The organism is Aphanothece stagnina RSMan2012, from assembly GCF_046764815.1.
GTDB lineage: Bacteria > Cyanobacteriota > Cyanobacteriia > PCC-6307 > Cyanobiaceae > NIES-981.
The window spans coordinates 1-4,771 of the sequence record NZ_JBKOUC010000052.1; the positions used below are offsets into that span (position 1 = coordinate 1).

Genomic DNA, 4,771 nt, shown 5'->3' on the forward strand with positions numbered 1-4,771 from the left:
GATGATCTGCTCGGGGGTGTGACGCTTGCGTTTCATGGGGCTTCTCCTGGCCAAGTCTGGCCGGTCGGGAAGCTCTCATAAGGACTGGTTCAGTTTCTGGGGTCCACGCCAAAGTCGCAGAAGCCGATCTCTCCGGGCTGATACGCCAGCGGAAACATCACCTCCGGCGTCGGGCCATGCAGCGCCTTCCACTGCTGCACCCGCCGCTGCAGGGTGCGTTTCAGCGAACTCCAGTCCTGATCTGGCTTTTGCTCCTGCAGGTGCTCCAGCAAGGTGGTGGGCGTCAGGGCTGGATGCCGCTCCAGCAGCGGCAGCAGCAAAGGCTCCCACACCTCAGCCAACGGGTCTGGTCGGCGCCTGCTGCGGGGCTTGGCAGCTTGGGGTTGGAGGCGGCCTGACTCGATCCGGTGAGCACTGCTCACCGAGATGCCCGCCGCTGCGGCAGCCACCTCCTGGCGGCTGCCGGCTCGTCGTTTGGACATGTACAGAGCAATCTGTTGAGCGGTGAGGGGAGCAGGCATGGCCCGGTGCCCTGCGCATGGCAACCGGATTGAGCTGATCCCATCTGGAGCGGTCAACCTGTTTGGCGCGCCCCCTCAACCAGATTGTCGTCGGACACAGCCTGAGGCCCAGGCGGTGGAGCAGCAGTGGGAGCAGGTGATCGCGATGCTCCGCGAAAAATTCCCCGCCGCCGCTGCCTTGATGGAGCAGGCCAAGGAAGACGTCCTCGCGTTCCGTGCTTTCCCGCCGGAGCACTGGCGCAAGATCTGGAGCACCAACCCCCTGGAGCTGCTGAACAAGGAGATCAAACGCCGCACCCGCGTCGTCGGCATCTTCCCCAACGACGCCGCGATCATCCGCTTGGTGGGAGCCCTGCTGCTGGAGCAGCAGGAGGAATGGCAGCTTGATGGCCGCCGGGTGTTCTCTGAACAGTCGATGGCCAAGCTGGACAACACCAGCGATCCGGCCCAAGATCAACCAACAGCTGCACTCGCTGCGGCTGCCTGATCACCAATCTCCGATCAGATCACAGGCCTCGGGATTTACACCACTCCAAGGGACGCGACCAAGCCCGTCAGGAAGCTGCGGCTGATCCCCGCCGAGAAGGCCTTCGCGCTGGTCCGCAAGCTGCAGGGCTCAGGGACGGCCCTGCTGGCCGGATTCCAGGGGTGGAGAGCTGTTGAGCAACTGCACGCCCTCGCGGGCGGAGAAGCGCTGGTCAAAGCTCAGCACCGGCAGCGCTCCTGCCCTGGAGGCCCTGGCCAGGATCAGGTGATCCGCCAGGTCACCGCCCTGCCGGAAGTGCTCCAGCGCATCGATCACCGCATCGATGTCCTTCACCACAACTCCGCGGGTGCGTACCAGGCGTTCGAGCAGTTGGTGACGACTGGTGTGGTCCAGTGCATAGCCGCGCAGAACCCAGGCCACTTCCACCAGCACCACGTCGGGGAGGTACATCCCGCCGGCGCGGTGACTTTCAGGAAAGGTGTCACTCCTGGGTTGCCATTCAGGCGACCTGAATCAATGGTACCGCCAGAGCCGACTCCGGCTGTTCTGGTGGCTTGTTGATCCACACCACCTCTGGCTGGCGCCAGCAGCGGGTGGATCGGCTCCATCGACGCGGATGATTCTGCCGGGCCTTCTCGTAGACATGGGCGCGCCGCCGGCAGAGTTCGACGGGATGGCCGCTGTGGCGCTGGTGCGGCGTCACGAACTTGATGCCGCTGTGACGGTGCTGGGGTTGTACCACTCCACGAACGACATCACCCATTCGCAGGCCTCTGCCTTGCTGGTGAACGGCCGAATTGGGTAGTCAGGACTGTACTTGACCGTGCGGAACAGGGATTCCGAGTAGGGATTGTCGTTCGAAACCCGTGGTCGGGAGAACGAGCGCAGCACCCCCAGTTCCTCCAGCCTGGCCTCGAGCGTGGCGGCACGCATGGCATTGCCGTTGTCCGCATGGAGGACCAATGGCTGGTGGCGGCCTTTGCTGATCCACTCCCTCAGACAGGTGCGGCTGACGAGCTCGGCGGCAACCTGGGCATCTTCCCGCTCGGCCACGTCCCAGGCCACCACCTTGCGGCTCCAGACGTCGATCACCAGGTAGAAATAGATCCACACCCCCCGCACCGTGGTGAGCAGATAGGTGATGTCCCACGACCACACAGCATTGGGGCGATCCGCCCTCAAGCGCGGCACCGTCCGCGGCTCCTGAGGCCTCCGTGCCCGCCCCCTCCGTTGGCACTGCCCCGCCTGGTGCAACACCCTGTAAAAACTGGACTCCGAGCCGATGAACAGGTCCTGATCGGCCAGTGCTGGCACGATCTGTCCTGGGGGCAGCGAGGCGTACTCCGGCTGATTGCAGGTGAGCAGGATCCGCCGGCGTTCCTCCTCGCTCAGGCGGTGAGCGACATGGCGGGGGCTGCCTTTACGCCGGTCCCCACCGTCCCCATGACCCAGGAAGGCACGCCGCCAGCGCTTGAGGGTGCGCAGGGAAATGCCGATCTCCCCGCATGCAGCGCTGAGGGTGGCGCCGCTGGCTTGGCCTCACCGATCAGCTCGATCGCCTTCTGCCGGTGCGCGGCACTCGTCAGCCTTCCGCGTCCTCCAAGCAGAAGGCCTCCCACTTTTTTCGCAGCACCAGCAGCGCTGCCGCCTCCGCCAGGGCCTTCTCCTTGCGCTGCAGCTTCTTCTTGAGGGCCTTGATCTCTCGCTGGTCCTGGGCGCGGAGCCTCTCCAGCTCCTTCTGTTCGGCCATCGACAGCAACGGCGCGGCGTTGGCATCGGTGGCTGCCTGACGCCAGCGGCTCAGCTGCTCAGGGAAGAGACCCCGCTCCCGGCAGTAGGCGCCGAGCTCGGTGTCGTTGAGGCCAGCGGTCTCGAGCACCACCACCAACTTGTCGGCAGCGCTCCTGCCCTCCGGTTCCTTCTGGGTGGCCGGCACCACCTCTCCCTGCAGCCGCCAGGCCTTCCTCCACTTGTAGAGGGTGATCACGTGGATGCCCAGCTCCTGGGCGATCTCCGCCACGCTCTGGCGGTGACGCGGGCTCACCCGCCGGCGGACATCAGCCTTGACGGCCTCGCTGTAAGGACGCATCGATCGGTTCCATCAGGCCCCCTGGTGGCTGAAGTGGTCGGGTTGGAGAGGCGTCATCTTTCCTTGCAGAGGGGGCTGCTGAGGTCATTGGCTCTCAACCTGCTGCGCCGCAATGGGTTTCGCTCAATCCGCTCTGGTCTGATGGCCGTGGCGAACGACTTCAGCCGAATGCTCGGCTGGGTCGGAATCAGCGCTGTGGGGAGTGCATGAATTGACTTTTAGTCAGCCCTGCCAACGCGGTTACCTGCTGCATCCCGTGCACGGAAAGGGATCTGAGGATCGCGGAGGCTTATGGGTAATCAAGTTACCAATAGACTCTAACGACGAAGTCGTTGTCAAATTCATCAACTTCCAGCTTGGCGAAGTCGATCAAGTCAATGCTTTTGATTTGCTCCAATGCGAATACAAATGATTCTGCGGTAAAGCACCAGCAATGACTATCAATATACTCGCCGAGATCGTGTCTGCGCTTAAAGTCTTTTAGCAGTTCTTGTTTGAATTCGCCTTCAAAGACTGGAGCTAGATCCCTGCTTGAAATTTGCGAGTGCCTGCTCCATGAGTTTGCGCCATTGAATCTATGACAATAAATCCTCATGTCTAAAACCTGCCCGAGTGTCGGCCTCGCATATGCATTATTGAATGCATCAATCAAGTTTCCTGGAGAAGTTAAAGGGCGAAAATGATCAAAACAGTATCGCTTGTCCGGTATCACCAAGCTAAGCCAACCTCCAGTCGCAAGGCATTCACTTAAATGCTTTAACCATCTAATCGGGTTTGCTATATGCTCAATGACATGGCTAGCTATGATACAATTGCATTTGATCGGCATAATGGGTTCCAGTCGACTACTGCCATCCCAAATACACCCAATTTCGGGCATCTTATTAATGAGATTAATATCGGTAATGCCTTTTAATCTGATATTTTCGTATTTAGTAAAAGCATCAATAAATACCGATCCCGGAGGTGCGATAGGGTTTGCCAAAGCTCCAATTTCAGCGAATGCAGACGTTTTTAAATCCAAACCCTTGAAAATAGAATCGTGTCTTGACATGTGAGTTAATTCCTTCAAATGCCTTTCAAATCAATTCTGCCCCCACTGTCAGCAAGCGAACCAGTACACGAGTATGCCCTCGCGCCCGAAACGCCCACGGCTAGGCAAGTATTCCCTTGCCAGACTGGTCTTGAGGCCATCGGGTCATGGCCGGTTACATCTTTGGAGGCTTGACCCCGAATACCAAAGTGGCTTGGGTGCCATCTGCGCTCTCTGTCTTGGCGACGGATGAGATGGTTCAAAGCCAGAGAACCAATCACCACTAGAAATCTACACTATTTTGCTTGATCCGGGTGCGCTGGACTCTCCAAGCCCGCAACGCCACAGACACCATTCGAGAGCGCTGGGTGGGCGCCAGCTGGACCATCGAGCTGGTGAGCACAGGCCGCCGTGGCGGCAAGCCGTTTCAACACGTCTATTATATCATCACCACCCTGCGCGCCAGCCCAAAAGCATTGCTCAGGCTGCTACGACAGCGCTGGGCGATCGAAAACCAGTGGCACTGGCCTGGGGGCGTCCCGCCAAGTGGTGTAAATCCCGAGGAGCAGCACCGGCGTAGCCGGTGCTGGCGGTCTTCTCCTCAAACTCCCTGCGGGGCAATGGGTGGGCCGGTCTGTGAC

At 60.3% G+C, this 4,771-nt stretch carries 7 protein-coding genes; 1 reads left to right on the top strand and 6 read right to left on the bottom strand.

Going from position 1 to position 4,771, the window contains the following annotated elements:
- Nucleotides 1-89: 89 nt before the first annotated feature.
- Nucleotides 90-482 carry a hypothetical protein gene (locus ACLNEE_RS16460; protein ID WP_412007407.1) on the bottom strand — a complete coding sequence of 131 codons (393 nt, stop codon included), beginning with the start codon at nucleotides 480-482 and terminating at the stop codon, nucleotides 90-92.
- Between the two features lie 37 nt (nucleotides 483-519).
- Here ACLNEE_RS16460 and ACLNEE_RS16465 point away from each other — a divergent pair, with 37 nt between their 5' ends.
- Complete coding sequence (locus tag ACLNEE_RS16465; RefSeq protein WP_411424633.1) at nucleotides 520-1,008, top strand: transposase; 489 nt, start codon at nucleotides 520-522, stop codon at nucleotides 1,006-1,008.
- Nucleotides 1,009-1,137: 129 nt separating this feature from the next.
- Here the strand turns inward: ACLNEE_RS16465 and ACLNEE_RS16470 are convergent, their stop codons facing one another.
- The 5 genes from ACLNEE_RS16470 to ACLNEE_RS16490 all read right to left on the bottom strand — a co-directional run bounded on the left by ACLNEE_RS16470 (nucleotide 1,138) and on the right by ACLNEE_RS16490 (nucleotide 4,151).
- Nucleotides 1,138-1,458 carry a PIN domain-containing protein gene (locus ACLNEE_RS16470; protein ID WP_411424634.1) on the bottom strand — a complete coding sequence of 107 codons (321 nt, stop codon included), beginning with the start codon at nucleotides 1,456-1,458 and terminating at the stop codon, nucleotides 1,138-1,140.
- 49 nt (nucleotides 1,459-1,507) lie between these two features.
- Entirely contained in the window at nucleotides 1,508-1,711 is a 204-nt protein-coding gene (locus ACLNEE_RS16475) for a hypothetical protein (RefSeq protein WP_412007408.1), read from the bottom strand.
- The gene (locus ACLNEE_RS16480; protein ID WP_411424638.1) at nucleotides 1,708-2,505 is read right to left on the bottom strand and encodes a transposase; all 798 of its coding nucleotides are present in this window, start codon (nucleotides 2,503-2,505) and stop codon (nucleotides 1,708-1,710) included. The genes ACLNEE_RS16475 and ACLNEE_RS16480 overlap by 4 nt, the downstream gene beginning before the upstream one ends.
- 85 nt (nucleotides 2,506-2,590) lie before the next feature.
- Nucleotides 2,591-3,097: a transposase gene (locus ACLNEE_RS16485; RefSeq protein WP_411424636.1), complete on the bottom strand. Its 507-nt coding sequence runs from the start codon at nucleotides 3,095-3,097 to the stop codon at nucleotides 2,591-2,593.
- Nucleotides 3,098-3,401: 304 nt separating this feature from the next.
- Complete coding sequence (locus ACLNEE_RS16490; protein ID WP_411424637.1) at nucleotides 3,402-4,151, bottom strand: methyltransferase domain-containing protein; 750 nt, start codon at nucleotides 4,149-4,151, stop codon at nucleotides 3,402-3,404.
- Nucleotides 4,152-4,771 lie beyond the last annotated feature (620 nt).

Bases quoted from the DNA above. Each gene is read 5' to 3' on its own strand.
- ACLNEE_RS16460 (WP_412007407.1), bottom strand. From the start codon at position 482: ATGTCCAAACGACGAGCCGGCAGCCGCCAGGAGGTGGCTGCCGCAGCG.
- ACLNEE_RS16465 (WP_411424633.1), top strand. From the start codon at position 520: ATGGCCCGGTGCCCTGCGCATGGCAACCGGATTGAGCTGATCCCATCT.
- ACLNEE_RS16470 (WP_411424634.1), bottom strand. From the start codon at position 1,458: ATGTACCTCCCCGACGTGGTGCTGGTGGAAGTGGCCTGGGTTCTGCGC.
- ACLNEE_RS16485 (WP_411424636.1), bottom strand. From the start codon at position 3,097: ATGCGTCCTTACAGCGAGGCCGTCAAGGCTGATGTCCGCCGGCGGGTG.
- ACLNEE_RS16490 (WP_411424637.1), bottom strand. From the start codon at position 4,151: ATGTCAAGACACGATTCTATTTTCAAGGGTTTGGATTTAAAAACGTCT.